Origin of the sequence: Archangium sp., assembly GCF_036277355.1 — a bacterium.
GTDB lineage: Bacteria > Myxococcota > Myxococcia > Myxococcales > Myxococcaceae > Archangium.
Genome location: NZ_DASUNC010000028.1, coordinates 1 through 14,904, shown reverse-complemented (window position 1 = coordinate 14,904; position 14,904 = coordinate 1). Strand labels below are relative to the sequence as shown.

5 protein-coding genes and 1 pseudogene are annotated in these 14,904 nt (G+C 69.1%); 4 read left to right on the top strand and 2 right to left on the bottom strand.

The window, feature by feature from the left end; all coding sequences use genetic code 11:
* Positions 1-694: 694 nt before the first annotated feature.
* Positions 695-1,042 (top strand): annotated as a pseudogene (locus tag VFZ09_RS07675) (DUF2019 domain-containing protein); the annotation flags it as partial.
* A 934-nt stretch (positions 1,043-1,976) separates the two neighbouring features.
* Positions 1,977-3,962 (top strand): hypothetical protein, encoded by a 1,986-nt coding sequence (locus VFZ09_RS07670; RefSeq protein WP_329726835.1) that lies wholly within the window; start codon positions 1,977-1,979, stop codon positions 3,960-3,962.
* A gap of 375 nt (positions 3,963-4,337) precedes the next feature.
* Here the strand turns inward: VFZ09_RS07670 and VFZ09_RS07665 are convergent, their stop codons facing one another.
* A complete protein-coding gene (locus VFZ09_RS07665) occupies positions 4,338-7,670 on the bottom strand; it encodes a hypothetical protein (RefSeq protein ID WP_329726834.1) in 3,333 nt (1,110 codons plus the stop codon).
* A 171-nt stretch (positions 7,671-7,841) separates the two neighbouring features.
* Between VFZ09_RS07665 and VFZ09_RS07660 the strand changes: the two genes are divergently transcribed.
* Positions 7,842-8,588 carry a PP2C family protein-serine/threonine phosphatase gene (locus tag VFZ09_RS07660; protein ID WP_329726833.1) on the top strand — a complete coding sequence of 249 codons (747 nt, stop codon included), beginning with the start codon at positions 7,842-7,844 and terminating at the stop codon, positions 8,586-8,588.
* A 101-nt stretch (positions 8,589-8,689) separates the two neighbouring features.
* Here VFZ09_RS07660 and VFZ09_RS07655 read toward each other — a convergent pair whose 3' ends face one another.
* Positions 8,690-10,024, bottom strand: a complete 1,335-nt coding sequence (locus tag VFZ09_RS07655; protein ID WP_329726832.1) for a sigma 54-interacting transcriptional regulator — start codon at positions 10,022-10,024, stop codon at positions 8,690-8,692.
* A gap of 145 nt (positions 10,025-10,169) precedes the next feature.
* Between VFZ09_RS07655 and VFZ09_RS07650 the strand changes: the two genes are divergently transcribed.
* Positions 10,170-14,747, top strand: coding sequence for a cytochrome-c peroxidase (locus tag VFZ09_RS07650; protein ID WP_329726831.1), 4,578 nt, complete (start codon positions 10,170-10,172; stop codon positions 14,745-14,747).
* Positions 14,748-14,904: the final 157 nt, after the last annotated feature.

The window sequence follows — 14,904 nt, the reverse complement described above, 5'->3', positions numbered from 1 at the left end:
CCTGTGCACCTCACTGCTGTCCTTCCACGGCGCCCTTCTTTCAAGCGCCGTCCGGAGGGATGCCCCCTCTTTGCCTGAGATTGTCTGGACTTGCTCTCCCCCTCTTCAAAACCTCTCCTACGGACTTTGGATCAATCCTGGCCCTTGCTTCCAAGGCCCCGAAGCTTCCCGGATTCACGCAAGCGTCGGAGAGAGTCGCGACTCGTACCGGGTTGGGCCTGCTGGAGACGGCAACCGGAGCCGAGCGCCTTATTGTCTCTGTGCCAGAGGGGACGATCCGCGTGGTGTTGGCGCCTCATGCCGTGGCCATGGCTGCCCGGGGCGTTGGTGCTGGGAGTCCTGCGCCGAGTCGGGGTAAGCTCCTGCCGAACGGACACAGGGCGTGGGGGTCGTTTGATGGCTTCAAGTCAGCTATGGGGAATGCGGGCCCCGGAAAGGAATGGCATCACATCGTGGAGCAGACTCCGGGCAACGCGAAGCGGTCTGGGGGCGAGTCCCTGCACAATACCGAGAATGTCATCGCACTAGACAAGGCGCTTCACACACGGGTTAGTGCTCTCTTTTCTAGAAAGATGCTTAGGATTACGGGTTCAAGGATTCTGACGGTGCGGCAGTGGCTCAGCACTCAGTCCTATGAGGCGCAACGGGAATTTGGCCTGCTGGCCATTCAGAACGTCAGAAACGGCATTTGGCCATGATTGATTTGCAAGGTCTTGTGGCGGAGTTTGCGCGGCATGTACAGGCAGAAACCGAGGCGGCTTGGCGGGGCGATTCCAAGACAGCGAACAAGCACGTTGATCAGTGCTTAGCCGTGTTTGACAAACTGCGGGCTCATGGTGACACCGGACGGGATGCGCTCGCGGTGCTCTTCACGCATCCGCGAATGGACGTGCGTGTGGCGGCGGCGGCGCTGCTGTTGCGCCATCGCACGGCGGAAGCCAAAGCGGTTTTGGAGGAAGCAGCGAAGGGCAAAGGACTGGTCCCTTTTGAAGCATCCCAGGCGTTGAAACGCTGGGAAGAGGGTACATGGGCCCTAGACCCTGCCGACGATGATGCGGGGCCGCTGGAAGCAGCCCGCCCGGCACCGTCCAGCAAGCGCAGCCGACCACGCACGGAGCCCGCCGCGCCTGACAAGCGGAGGGGGAGCAAGCGGGACAAACGCGGCGGTTGATCTTGAGAAGAGCGCGCCAGGGCCGGGCAGGCGAAGCTCGGGCCCCGGTGGAGGCACCAGGGCAGGCCACCAGGGCCCGGCAGCCGAAACTCGGGGCGGTGGAGGCCACCAGGGCAGCACGGCAGCCACGGCGAGCACCTCGGGCCCGGTGGAGGCACCAGGGCAGGCCACCAGGGCCCGGCAGCCGAAGCTCGTGGCGGTGGAGGCCACCAGGGCAGCACGGCAGCCATGGCGGGCACCTCGGGCCCCGTGGAGGCCACCAGGGCAGCCGGGCAGCCACGGCGGGCACCTCGGGCCCCGTGGAGGCCACCAGGGCAGCCCGGCAGCCGAAGCTCGGGCCGGTGGAGGCCTCCAGGGCAGCACGGCAGCCACGGCGGGCACCTTGGGCCCGGTGGAGGCCACCAGGGCCTGGCAGGCGAGGCCGGTACTCGGATCAACGGTGCCCAGGGTGGTGGCAGCCCCAGGGCCCGGCCGCCGAAGCTCGAGCCGGTGGCGGCCATGGCAGGCACCCCGGGCCCTGCGTATCGAGATGCCCGAAGCACGGGCCGGTGGAGGGTGCCAGGGCCCGGCAGGCGAGGCCGGTACTCGGGTCAACGGTGCTCGGGGCGGTGGCAGCCACCAGGGCACGGCAGGCGAAGCTCGGGCCGGTGCGGGCAGAACCAAGATCATCGGAGCACGGGCCAGTGGCGGCCATGGCAGCCACCCCGGCCCCGCGAGTACCTACGTGGGACGCTTGCCCAGAGAGGGGCAGCAAGCGACACTGTACCCACTGAACCTTCCTATTGAGCCTTCCTGAGAACGAATTATGGCGCCCCTTACTCCCGTCCAGTCATTTCAGCACACCTTGCGTGAGATTTCCGTCAACCGGGCGAATCCCTGCGAACTCGTGCGCGAACTGATCTCCAACTCTTATGATGCTGGAGCCAATCGCATCCTCGTCTTCCCCCTGATCCAGAAGAAGGGCTTGCTCTTCTTCGACAACGGGAAAGGACTGTCCGAAGCCGAGAAGGATAAGTTGAACGACATTGAGCCGTACCGAGCCTTTTTTTCGATTGGAAAGGGGACCAAGACCAAGGGAGAACAAATCGGCTACAAATGCCAGGGCTCTAAGCTCTGTTTCGCTTCGCGCCGATTCTCTGTCATCACCCGCTGCGCTGACGAGAAAAAATGGCGCTGGAAGACGGTCGACAATCCCAAGACGACGCTGGATATCACCTATGATCTGACGGCAACCCAGACCGAGACCCCTTGGCTCGTGCTTCGCGACCAGATATTGGTGGACGCTGATGAGCGGACCAGTGCGATTCTTGAAGCGCTCGGAGAAGACTTCTTCCGTACGGAGTTCACCCAGGGCACAATGCTCGTGGTCGAGGACTTCGAGGTTGACAATCACGCGGAATACTTCTCGGTGAAGGAACCGGAGGTCAACTATCTCTACAATTACATCCGGTTCTTCACTGCGCACGGGGATGTCCGTCGAATCGACACCAAAGAGCATGGATTCCGCCCAAGCGACGTGAAGGCCGTCCGCTCATCCTTGAAGTCCGTCAAGGCATGCGGGATGGAGATTTGGATTGTTGATGACAAGACGGGAAAGGGAGCGCTGCGAGAAATCCCATTGGGGTGGCCATATCTGCCTCCACAGGACAAGGGAGAGGAGCCTCCAGAGCAACCGCAGGTGGTCAAGGCATTGCGGAAGGGGCGTTTTCTTGCGCGGTACGCTACAGCCTTCAAACACGAGGATCGGACCTACCAAATCATCTTCGCGATTGACGGTCACCGACGCGCGTTGGAGAAGTACAAGTCCCTCGGGCGTCAGTCCAAGAGCGGCTCTGGCATCAAATTGTCTGAGGTTCGCGGCGTGTTGCTGGCGTCCAACGGAATTGTCGTATGCCCCTACCCTGCTCTGCTTGATCATACCTCCATGCGAGACTTCAGCATCTTGCAGGAGGGTATGGAGCACTTCGTTTTCATCATCAACGGCAACTTCGAACTTGTGACGAACCGGGACGCGCTGGCGCCTAGCAGTCTGCAAGTATTGCGCGATGTGAAGTTTGTCGAGCAGGTGCGCACGTTCATCCAACAGCTTCGCCAACAGAAGGAGGGCGATGTACTGGCGCAACTAATGGACCGTCTGAACCGTGAGACGACGCGCCACAAGGAAGACCAGTACATCAACAACAACAACCGCCTCCGCGACGAACTCCGCGAGCGGGAGACATTCGTCATCAAGGGAATCCCGGCATTGGAGACGCGGCCTTTCTTCGCGCCCGAAACTGGTGAGGAGCATTTCGTCGGTGCGCTCTACACGATGTTTGCGCATCTCGTAGAACAGGGTAATCCGGCTTCGAAGTTCTGGTCTCGTCCGCTGACCTTCGCGGGTCTCGGGATTGATGCGCTCGCACTGAAGGACGAGGGCGGTCAATATCGAAATGGCAACCTGCTCTGTGTGGAGTACAAATACGCCTTCTCGAAGGACGACGAGTTCAACCATCCGCTCAACATCACAGATCGCATCGTGTGCTGGGACCTGAAGTACCCGGAGATCGGCGAACTGGTAGCCGATATCTACAACTACGAAGGCGTGGTGAAGTCGAAGATCCAGATCAAGGGGCAGGATGTAGGCTTCTCCGTATCAGATGTCCGACACCGCAACGAGTTGAAGGAACTGGAGCACGAGGTGATGGTGCTCAGTCTGCGCGCGCTCATCAACGCGACGTTCGATGTGAAGTGGCGACCAGGAAGCAAACCTGTACCCGCTGCTCAGTCAAAGAAGAAGACTGCGAGCTAATACTCTCGGTCGCTTCAAGCGCCCTCCGAGGAGAATTTCCCCTCGGAGTTATCCCTGGGGAAGTGACCGGGTCGTTATTAGTAGGCCATGGCATCAGCGCCAGAAGCCAAAACGAGGGGCGAAGGGCTAGCCACTTATCGCCCGGCGAGGGGTCCAAGGGGACCAAAAAAGGACCAAAACGAACGGACGCGCCTGGACTCGCCCGGACAGATGGCGCCCCATTTTCAGAGGGAAAACGGGGGGCCTCTGGTCCCGAGTGAATGCGGATCCGACCATAGCGGCTTCGATTCCCGCCGCCTCCACTGGATGTAGCGTACCTGTTCACCAGGGATGCCGAGCTGTCAGCCCCCCTGGATGGCATCAGACCGCCGATGGTTACTCGTTCGCGGTCACGGTGGCGTAGGCGTCCGCTCGGACAGCGGCGCTCGGATGCTGGCGCAGGGCCCTCAGCCGGCGGGCCGCGTCCTCCCTCCAGTGCAGGCGCTGCCCCGCCACCGAGACGAGCACCACCGCCGTCAGCGGCAGCTCGGCGCTCACCGCGTCCGCGAGCTCCAGCAGCGTCTCGGGCTCCCACCCGGCGCTCGGATCCTCCACCTCCGTGGCCACCACGTCCGCGAGGCGCCGGGCGAAGAGCGGCTCCTCCCGTGTCTCCGCCGCCAGTCCGCGCAGCACCTCCGCGACGGCCCGCGCCTCGTGCCACTCCACGCTGCCCAGCCGCAGCGCGGCGCTCTCGGGCCACAGCGACGCATCCCGGGAGAGCACCCGAGCCACCTCGTCGAGCCGCGCCCTCAGGCCCAGGCGCACCGGCCGCGGCAACCCGCGCAGCGCCTGGTGCAGCCCCTTCAATCGCTGGCGCGCGGGGACGTCCCGCTCGGGCGTGGCATCGGGCGTCAGCGGCGCGGAGACGAGCCGCGCGGCACAGGCCACCACCTGCTCGAAGGCCTTGCCCTCGCGCGTGGCTTCCACCAGCGCCCACGCCGCCTCCCGCCATTCGGCGCCGCCGGACAGGTCCAGCACCCTCGCGGCCGATTCCCTCGCCACCTGCTCCTCCACTCCCGCGGCCCAGCCCGGGAGCACCGTGAAGGCCCTCCGGCGCACGGTGAGCTCCGGGTGCCGGGACACCTGGAGCACCAGTGCCGCGTAGCGCGGCCGTGCCTCCAGGGGCAGTTGCGTGGGGTGGGGGTCGAGCAGGCTCGCGGCCACGTACTCGTCCGGGCTCCGCGCCATGGCGTCCAGCAGCTCCCAGGCGGCGGGGTCGTCGAGCAGCTGGCGCGCGGCGTGGCCCACGGCGATGCGCACGTCCCGGTGCAGCTGGGGCTTGTCCCACTGCTGGCGCAGCAATGCCACGCTGTGCGCGGAGCGGAAGGTGCCGAGCAGCCGCAACGCCTCCTTGTGCACCGTTACCTTGAGCTTCTCGCGCGAGAGCAGCGCACCCAGCGTGGCGGCGAGCGTCTCGGGCGAGACGAGCTTCGCCACACGGGGAATCGCATACATGGCCACCCGGGCCCGGTCTCCGTCGAGGTGCTCCAACAGCAGGGGCAGCGCCGGCTCCGGCCTGTCCAGCCACACGAGCGCCCCGAGCGCGGCCTCCACCGTGGGCACGTCCTTCGACTCGAGGAAGGGCGCCAGGGTGTCCACCTGCACCACGGGCAGGTGGGGGAGGATGTGCAGCACGCTCATCCGCTCCCAGGCGCTGCGCGAGGTGTCCCGGGCGATGTACAGCAGCAAGTCCCGGAAGCGGAGCTGCTGACGCGGCAGCCAGCGCTGGAAGCCATCGCGGGCCGGAGGCACCCAGCCCGTCTTCCCCGTGCTGAAGCGTCCCTTCAGGGGCCGCCCCTGGAGGAAGGGATCCAACCACTCCTGCCGGCGCCGGTGCAGGTGCTCGAAGACGAGGGCGAGGGTGATGGTGCTCTCGTCCCGATCGAGCAGCTTGCGTACCCGGACATCGCGCGTGCGCGGCGGTGCGAGCCACAGCTGCATGGCCTGCTGCGCGAGCCACTCCGGCGTGGCCTCGGTGATGGGCTCGAGCATCGCCTGGAGCATGTCCACGTTCCACGCGCGCCGGCCGAGCGCCTGGGTGAGCGTGAGGATGAGGCCATGGCTCTCGCGCTCCGCGGCCGAGCGGATCATCGGAAGCAGCGCCGCGAAGAGGTGGTGCTCGGTGCCTCGCGGCAGGTTCTGCTCCAGCGGAGGCAGGACGAGCGTGCCGGACTGGCCGGCCAGCCGCTTCAGCGTGTCGAGGGCGAAGCGGAACAGCGGGCTCTCGGTCTCGGTGGCATGGGCGCGGATGAGCCGGAAGGCCAGCTCCTGCAGCGCCAGCTGCGTGCCGCGCGAGGTGTCCCGCGCCTCGGCGACGTACGTCACCAGCGACTCGAGGGCGGGAATGTGCCCGGGCTCGAAGAGGCTCGGAGGCACCTGGGCGAGCGCGTTCAGGGCCGCCTGGCGCACCGGGTCCTGATCGTTCTTCAGCCGCGAGAGGTACGTGAGCGTCTCCGTCAGGCCCCTGCGGGACAGGCCCGTGCTGGACACCAGCAGCGAGAGCGCCCGGGCCCGATCCTCGGCCTTGCTGGCGAAGGCCGCTTTCTGGAGGGGCTCGCGCGCGTGCTCGATGGTGCGCAGGGCCTGCAGGGCGAGCCGCCGGTCCGGGTTCTCCTGCACCTCGCGCAGGCCGAGCTGGCGCACGGCCTCGGTGTCCCGCAGCTCATGGGGGAGGACCTGGAGCAGGGCCTCGGGCAGCTCACGGGGCGGCGCTCCCTCGAAGGCATGGGCGAAGAGCCCGGCGCGCTGTGAAGGGGGCACGGCGTCCAGGAAGCGGGCGAGGTCCGACGGGGACTCCGCCAGCGCCCTCGCGAGGCCGAGGCGCTGGGCGGGGGAGAAGAAGCGGAGCTGGCGCAGCAGGCCCGCCGTCAGCTCCCGGGCGATGTGGGCCGCGCGCCAGCCGGGGCGGGTGAGGAGCGCGAAGAGCTGCTCCGGGTGGCGCCGCGCGAGCATCGGGAGCGTGTCCCGCACGAAGAGCGGCAGCTCCTCCGGAGGCGCCAGGTCTCTCACGAGGTGGAGCACCGCCTCGCCATGGGAGAGCACCAGCTCGGAGAGGGCCATGCGGTACGAGGCGAAGAGGGCGCGGCGTTCGCGCTCCGGGGCATGGGTGAGGCGCGAGCCGATGAAGGTCAGCACCGCGTCCGGGTGGCGGCGCACCAGCGTGCGCCAGGCGCGGAACGTGTGCTCGAGCTGGGGCAACAACCGGCGCACCGTGTCCGCGTCGAGCGCGGGGAGCAGCAGGGCCGCTTCCGCCGCGCCGTGGCGGCTGAGGACGATGGGGAGCAGCCGGGCCGCGAGCGCGCTCCGCTGAGCCTGGGCCACGTCCTTGAGGAGCCGGCGGCGGACGAAGGGGGACAGCTCCGGCAGCAGCCGCTCGAGGGCCGCATCGTCCTGGATGTCGCTTCCCACCAGGGCGGCGGCCCGCGCGCGCACGAGGCTGGAGGCATGGGTGAGTCCTCGCAGCAGCAGGGACTCGTCGCGAGCTCCCCGGGCCAGCTCGAGTCCGAGGCTCGCCTCGTAGGCATCGCCGGACAGGAGCCCGGTCATGAGTTGCGTCAGGACGGGGCTGCCCCGGCCCTCGTGTCCCAGCCTGGCGACCCGCGCGAGCCGTGCGCCGTAGCCCAACGAGTCCAGCTCCGACAGCAACGCCTCGCGCGACGGTATCTGCATGGGTGCTCCCTCCTGGGGGCGGCGACGTTACCGTGGGGTGGGGTCCGGAGTCCCCGGGGCGTGGACTCCCAGGCGAGGAAGTGGGGACGGGAGACCCCAGGCGCCCGAGTGCTTTCGCGGGGTTGGCGTCGGCCCCCGCCTTGCTCCTGTCCGGGCAGGGAGGAAGTGCCGATGCGAATCGACAGCGCGGGATGGACGCACGTGGGACGCCGCTCCCACAACGAGGATGCCTGGATGGCCCGGGCGGACCTGGGCCTGTTCGTGGTGGCCGATGGGCTCGGCGGCTACGAGGGCGGTGAGGTGGCCAGCCGGTGCGTGGTGGACACCTTCTCCGGCTTCTGCGAGCGCGTGGCGAAGGACCCCGAGGCCACCTGGCCCCATCATCCACGGCGGGGCCACTGCCGCGAGGAGGACCTGCTGCTCAACTGCTCCGTGCTCGCCCAGCGGGCCGTGCTCTCGCGCCGCGTGGGACAGTTGCGCGAGATGGGCTCCACGGTGGTGGCGCTCGCCCTGGGGGCCCGGGGCGCCGCCGTGGCCCACGTGGGCGACAGCCGGCTCTACCGGTTGCGCGAGGGCCGGCTGGAGGTGCTGACCCGTGACCACTCGCTGCTCGAGGAGATGCGGGAGGCCGGTGTCGAGACGCCCGGGCGCGGGGAGAGTCCCTACGGGCACGTCATCACCCGCGCGCTGGGCACCCAGAACGCGGAGCCCACCGTGCGGCGGCTCGAGGTGCGGGCGGGGGATGTGTACCTGCTGTGCTCGGACGGGCTGTACGAGCCACTCGGGCCGGAGCGGCTCGCTGCACGGTTGGGGCAGGGGAGCGCGGCGGGAGTGGCCGAGGCCCTGGTGCACGAGGCCTACGCGGCGGGTGGCCGGGACAACATCACGGCCATCGTGGTGGGCGTGGGCGCGAAGTAGGGGACACAGGGGCAACCCGGGGACCCGATACCCTCACCCCGTCCCTCTCCCGAGGGGAGAGGGGAGGTGGGCTCGGGTCTACGCTCGTGGGGGCGGGGGCTTCAGTCCGGCCCCTCGGGGAGCAGGCCATGGCGCCGGGCCAGGGCTCGCAGGTGTTTGCGATCCACCCCCGCCTGCCGCGCCGCCTCCGAGATGTTTCCGCCCGCCCGCGCCAGCACGTCGTGCAGGTAGTGCCGCTCGAAGGCCTCCACCAGCGCCTGTTTCGCCTCCGCGAAGGGCAGGTCCGTGCGCAGCGGCACCTCGGGCCCGGTGCCCTGGGGTTGGAGCGACAGGCGCAGCGCCTCGAAGCCGTGGGCCCCGCGCGAGAGCACCAGCGCCCGTTCCAGCACGTTGCGCAGCTCGCGCACGTTGCCCGGCCAGTCGTGCCCCGACAGCAACTCCAGCCCCGGGCCGCGGATGGGTCCGGGCTCGAAGCCCCGGCGGCGCAGCAGCTCCGCCACCAGCAGGGGCAGGTCCTCCCGGCGCTGGCGCAACGGGGGCAGGGGCAGCGTCACCACCGCCAGCCGGTAGTAGAGGTCCGGACGGAAGGTGCCCTCGGCCACCGCCAGCGAGAGGTCCACCCGCGAGGCCGCCACCACCCGCACGTCCACGGCCTGCTCGGCGTCGCCTCCCACCGGGCGCACCCGGCGCTCCTCCAGCACGCGCAACAGCCGCGCCTGCACCGAGGCCGGAATGCCCGCCAGCTCGTCGAGGAAGAGCGTGCCCCCGTGGGCCCGCACGAAGGCCCCCGAGCGCGCCGCCAGCGCCCCCGTGAAGGCCCCTCGCACGTGGCCGAAGAGCTCGCTCTCCACCAGCCCCTCCGGCAGCGCGCCGCAGTCCACCGCCACGAAGGGCCCCTTGCGCCGCGCGCTCGCCTCGTGGAGCGCCCGGGCCACCACCTCCTTGCCCGTCCCCGTCTCGCCCTGGATGAGCACCGTCGTGTCCGTGGGCGCCACATGCTCCAGCACCGCGAACAGCTCGCGCATGGCGAGGCTCTCGCCCACCAGCTCCCCGAAGCGCCGCGCCTGGCTCGGGGCCAGCTCCCACGGTTGGCTCTCGGCCTGGATGCGCAGGAAGCTCCGCCCCACCTTGAGCGTGGCACCCACGCGCACCCGCGCCTCTCCAATCCGCGAGCCCTCGTACAGCGTGCCGTTGCGGCTGCCGAGGTCCTTCACCACGAAGCCCGCGCCCTCCTCGTGGACCTCCAGGTGCTCGCCCGAGACGCGCGGGTCGCTCAGCCGCAGCGCACAGCCCTCGCGCGTGCCCACGCGGACGGGCGCCTCCCCGAGCGCCACCGCGCGCCCCGCGTCGGGCCCATCGATGACGACGAGCTGACAGCGCCGGGGCGGGGGGCCGCTGGAGGCCTCATTCTGGGTGGCGAGGGCGGTCTTGGACACGGTGGTCACTCCGGTGCCATCCGGTTATATCTGGGCGCCAGCCACGGTGTTCGCGTGCGGATGGATGCACCTCTCGTGGCACCATGGCGGGATGCCCAGACATCCCCTTGGTCTCACCCCGGGCTCTCCCCGGGTCTGTCTTCTGTTGGCCCTGGCGTTCCTCGCGGGTTGTGGCTCGGACACGGCGCCCCCCTCGGAAGAGGTGGCACGCGGCTCGGTGCCGCTGACCGGCTCCGCCACCCAGAGCCTTCCCGCCATCACCCTGCGCAACGCCATTCTCACCCAGCCCTTCGATCCGGAGCTGATGACCCCGGATGGACGGCTGGGCCTGTCCTTCCTCGGGGGCTCGCGCGTCCGGTTCATCGCCCTGGGCGACCCGGCCATGAGCGTCACCGGGGGCACTCCGCGCTTCGTGGCGCCCATGGCGCAGGGGCAGACCCTGGACGTCGATCTGCCGCCGCTCGCGGCCCGGACCAGCAACTTCCAGCGCACGGACGGCCTGGCACCGCTCTACCCGAGCAACGGGTTCGACATCTGGACCAACTCGGGCCAGGGCGCGCTGTCCCTGGACCCTCGCTTCTCGCCCGCGGGCAAGCCCTTCCCCGTCAACGAGCCGGAGGAGTGCCTCGGCGCCACCCCCGCCACGCGCGAGCGGGTCGTGTCCCCCGGCGGCCGGTACGAGTGCTACCGCCTCATCCACTTCCAGCCCTACTACGCGCCGGCCACCGGAGCGCTCGCCCTGCACCAGGCGCTGGTCGCCGTCGTCGTGGATGCCCGCCGTCCCGACACCACCTCCGGCACCGTGGCGCGCGCCGCCGCTCCCAATGTCGTCCGCGTCCAATACCTCTCCAACGCCTTCTCGCTCTGCCGCAGCCAGGGTCAGCCCTTCTACCTCTGGGCGCTCGAGGCCAGCGCCACGGCGGACGCCCGGCTGGTGGTCTCCGAGGGCGGCCGCTGGTCGTACAACGAGACCCCCTGGAACCCCGACACCTGGACCCGGCAGCGCGAGCTCGGCACGCTGTTCGACAGCGTCCGCCTCGACGTGGAGGGCACCCGCCGCATCTGCCGCCACATCGCCCCGGCCTCCGGCCTGCCCTCCTGCACCACCGCGACGGAGGAGGACTTCGCGCGCGTGTACCCGGTCGCCGCCCGGCCCATCTTCCTCGCCGATGGCTCACGGCGGACGGATGGTCAGCTGCCCACCCATCTCGAGTGCGGCTACACCTGGATCACCCCCGAGGGCACGGACGTCTTCTGCCGCCCCAACCCGGCCATCAACGGCTCCGTCCAGCCGTCCGTCGCCCTGGAGCTGACGCAGGGCTTCGAGAGCTCCACCGGCATGCACTTCTTCGCGTTCGGCCAGCACACGGGCTGGACGATGCGCCGGCTGGACAGTGCCATCAACAGCCGGCGCTTCAACCCGGAGGGGCTCAACAGCTTCCCTCCCGCGCAGCCGGATCCCGTCCACCGCCCGTTCTCCCCGGTGTTCCTCAACACGGCCACCGGCTTCTGGGCGGAGAACCGGACGAGCCCGGAGCGCGCCCAGCCCCTCCAGCGCCAGTGGCCGCTGTTCCAGTTCATGTCCCAGGACGATGGCATCCGTTACAACGCGGGAACCCAGTACGCGAACCTCGGTCTCGTGCCCGAGTCGAACAACCCGGGCATGTGGACCAACATGCAGTACTGGGAGGTCTCGTTCGCGTGCGGCATGAATCCCCACTGCCTGCTGCACCTGCCGATGAACGAGCTGTTCTATGACAAGGCCGCCGCCGCGGGCTCGCCGGCCATCCTGCGTGCGCTCCCCCTGACGCAGGACGTGTCCAACAACACCGACTTCCTGGACGTGAGTGGCAACGCCCTGACGGGCATCCACCCGTACGTGGGCCAGCTCCAGGGAGGCGCCGGAGCGGCGCGCTTCGCCGGTGAGGTCTACGGGGTGCAGGCCGACGAGCGGTACCTGTCCGGCTACCGGGGCACGGCCATCAGCCTGACGGCGAGCGGCTTCGTCTCCGTGGGAGGCAATGCCGCGGACCTGCCCAGCTGCCGCCGCAACAAGGGCTGTCTGGCCGGAGAGCGCTATGACGATGGGTTCACCGCCGAGGTGGCCTTCCTCGCGCTCTTCAACCCGTCCGCGGCGACGCTGCCCATTGCCCGGCACCACGGCCTCTGGTCGGTCCGCATCCAGGGGGGCACGCTCGCCGCCGACGTGTCCTATTCAGTGGCGGGCGTGGCCAGGGCGCTGACGCTGACCGCTCCGGGTGCGCTTCCCTTCTCCTCGCTCTCCGCCACGCCAGCCGCGCAGGCGGCGAGCTGGCGTCACGTCGCGCTGCGGATCGCCCCGGACGAGTCTCGGGTGTCCCTGCTGGTGGACGGAATGCCCGTGGCCCAGGCCAATCTGGAGCCCGGGGCCGTCTTCCAGGGGACGCCGTCCGGGAACGAGCTCCTCCGCGTGGGTCCCGGTGGCCAGTGCACGGGCTGCCCCGCCGGTGACGTGCTCTTCGTCGATGAGCTGGTCTTCCACCGCTCCGCGCAGCCCTTCGAGGAGCTCGCCGCGGCGGCTTCCGTCTTCTCGGGCCGGCAGGACTTCCTGACGCCCTCGGAAGCCCGCACCCTCCTGGCGCGCTACTTCAGCGTCACCAACCCGCGCCGGCTCACCCTGCAGGCCGATGGCTTCCCCCGGTTCGTCCGGGCGGAGGACCTGCGCATCCCGGCGGCCTTCCGCTCCTTCCTGGCCGTGGGGCAGGAGTCCGCCTTCCGGCAGCTCGTCTCGGTGGGAGAGACGCTCTTCCGCTCGCCGGTGCTGTCGACGAATGCCGCGGGCGTCAGCCAGACCCAGGTGGGCACGGGCGAGCCGCTGTCCTGCTCCACCTGCCACCGGCTGGACCGGACCTTCACGGATGGCCGCGCCACCGCCTTGGGCGTGCAGCCCCTGGCGCTCAACACGCCCACCATCGTCAACCGCGTCTTCGGCACCAACCAGTTCTTCGCCCGCCGGTCGCAGGACCTGTTGGACCTGGCGCTGGAGCCGGTGGTGGATCCGCGGGAGATGAACGCCGACGTGAGCAAGGTCCTGGAGCGCATCAACACCGGGGCGGACCAGGCCTCGCTGCGGCAGGCGTTCGCCAACGTCTTCCTGACCTCCACCGTGACGCGCGAGCAGCTGGAGCTGGCGCTCACGGCGTACGAGCTCGTGCAGCTCAGCGTGGACTCGCTGGCGGAGGCGGTCATCGCCTCCGGCAAGCCGGTGGTGGATGGAGAGGGCAACCTGTTGCGGCCGGAGCTCCTCCGGTTGGGCCGGGAGCTCTTCGAGGGCAAGGCGCGGTGCGGTGCCTGCCACGTGGGCTCCAACTTCACGGACGAGCTCGCCCATGACACCAGCGTCGCCGCCAGTCCCCAGGCCTTCAAGACGCCGACGCTCTGGGACGTGGCGAGCACCGCGCCGTACTTCCACGATGGCAGCCGCGCCACCCTGCGGCAGGTGCTCGACTTCTACAACCAGGGAGGCAACGCACCCGGGCGGGTGCGGGACGGCCTGCGGATGATCGATCCCGAGCTGCGCCCGCTCGCCCTGTCCGAGTACGAGCTGATGGCGCTGGAGCAGTACCTGCGCGCGCTGCGCAACGCGGAGCCCGTGCTCGCCGCCGGCTTCGAGGGACTGGCGTTCAGCAACCACGGCCCCATTCCGGGGATGAGCTGCATCTCCGTCAACGAGTCGGCGGATCCTGCGGGCTGGGCCGACAACTACCTGTGCTCGCCCCAGAGCCGGGGGATCGTCTGGAGTGGCGCCGGGCCCGTCGCGGGGATGCGCTGCACCGCCATCACCGAGGTGTATGAGCCCCCCGAGACGACCTGGACGGACAACTACCTGTGCGTCCCGTCCGACTCGCCCCTGCGGCTCTCGTGGTCGATGAGCGGGCCGCTCTTCGGGAAGTCCTGCGTCCGCTTCCACGAGCCGGCGGACCCCCACACCTGGAGCGACAACTACCTCTGCTACGACGAGCCGCTGCGGCTGCGCTTCAGCGCGGAGGGGCCCATCTCCGGGATGACGTGCACGCTGATGGACGAGGGGTATGACCAGGCGGGCGGGTGGAACGACAACCACTTGTGCACCAACAAGGACATCGGGCTGCGCTGGAGCATGGGCGGACCGATCTCCGGCATGCGCTGCACCCAGGTCTACGAGGACCTGGAGCCGGTCTCCACGACGTGGGGGGACAACTACGCGTGCGTGCCGCGCGAGTCGGAGGTGCTGCTGTCCTACTCCCAAGGGGGGCCCCTCTCCGGGCTCTCCTGCGCGCAGCTGTACGAGCCGAAGGATCCGCAGCCCTGGATCGACAACTACCTGTGCTACCGCGAGGAGCCGTTGGCGCTGACGTTCCATGCGGCGGGAGCACCGGCGGGGCTGGCCTGCACCTCCGTCAACGAGTCGCAGGACCAGGCGGGCACCTGGGGGGACAACTACTTCTGCGCCAACCGTGACATCGGCATGCAATGGAGCGGCGCGGGTCCCATCTCCGGCATGCGCTGCACGCAGGTGAATGAGCCGGCGGAACCGGCCTCCACGACCTGGTCGGACAACTACCTCTGCCTGCCGCAGGACTCCCGCCTCACCTTCGAGTGGTCCTACGCCGGGCCGATCGCCGGAAGGACCTGCGTCGCCTGGGCGGAGAGCGCGGATCCGCACTCGTGGCTCGACAACTACCTGTGTTACGGCGGCAACTAGTGGCACTGGCCGTGAGGTGAGCCTGCCCCGGTTTTGTGGACACACCTCATAAGTCGGCTACACGGGAGGTAGTGTTCATGGAGCGAAGGAAGAGGCGGAGTTTCACCCCGGAGTACAGGGCCGATGCGGTCCGACTGGTGCGCGAGGGCAGCAAGAG

Bases quoted from the DNA above. Each gene is read 5' to 3' on its own strand.
- VFZ09_RS07660 (WP_329726833.1), top strand. From the start codon at position 7,842: ATGCGAATCGACAGCGCGGGATGGACGCACGTGGGACGCCGCTCCCAC.
- VFZ09_RS07670 (WP_329726835.1), top strand. From the start codon at position 1,977: ATGGCGCCCCTTACTCCCGTCCAGTCATTTCAGCACACCTTGCGTGAG.
- VFZ09_RS07665 (WP_329726834.1), bottom strand. From the start codon at position 7,670: ATGCAGATACCGTCGCGCGAGGCGTTGCTGTCGGAGCTGGACTCGTTG.